General features: G+C 73.2%; 1 protein-coding gene. It reads left to right on the forward strand.

Translation table 11 applies throughout. The annotated features are described in order from the left end of the window. Nucleotides 1–105: 105 nt before the first annotated feature. Nucleotides 106–712 (forward strand): efflux RND transporter periplasmic adaptor subunit (locus U858_RS0133040; protein WP_025141349.1); only part of this gene is annotated, 607 nt, incomplete at its 3' end.

The following is a 712-nucleotide window of genomic DNA, read 5'->3' on the forward strand; positions in this document are numbered from 1 at the left end:
TGGCCGCGGCGGGCGGCGCGCCCGCGGTCAAGGCACCGGCAGCCGATGCTGCGGCAGCCGGTGCTGCGGCAGCCGACAAACCCTCTACCCAGAACGAGTAAGTCCATGGACAACGCGGTGACTTTTTCCCATCGGGGCGCGGGCGGCAAGAAGGCCGCGGTGCTGGTGCTGGCCCTGGCGGCCTGCGGGCTGGCGGCGTGGCTGCTGCTGCGCGGGCGCGGCGAGACGGCGCCGGTCGCGGCGCCGGCAGTGCCGGTGGCCACGGTGCTGGCGCAGCAGCAGGACGTGGCCCGCTACCTGACCGGCGTGGGCACGGTGACGTCGGCGGCCAGCGTGACGGTCAAGGCGCGCATCGACGGCCAGCTGGACAGCGTGGGCTTTGTCGAAGGGCAGGACGTGAAGGCCGGCCAGGTGCTGGCCAACATCGATCCGCGTGCGCTGCAGGCCCAATTGGCCCAGGCCCAGGCGCAGCGCGCCAAGGACCAGGCCACGCTGGTGAACGCGCGGCTGGACCTGCAACGCTATACCCGGCTGCAACGCGAGGACGCCGCGACCCAGCAGACGCTGGACACGCAGCGCGCCCTGGTGGCGCAACTGGAGGCGGCCACGCAGACGGACGACGCGTTGATCAGCTATGCCCGCGTGCAGCTGGACTACACCCGCATCGTGGCGCCGATCTCGGGCCGGGTGGGCGCGCGGCTGGTGGACCCGG

It is taken from the genome of Achromobacter sp. DH1f (assembly GCF_000633435.1).
GTDB lineage: Bacteria > Pseudomonadota > Gammaproteobacteria > Burkholderiales > Burkholderiaceae_B > Achromobacter > Achromobacter deleyi.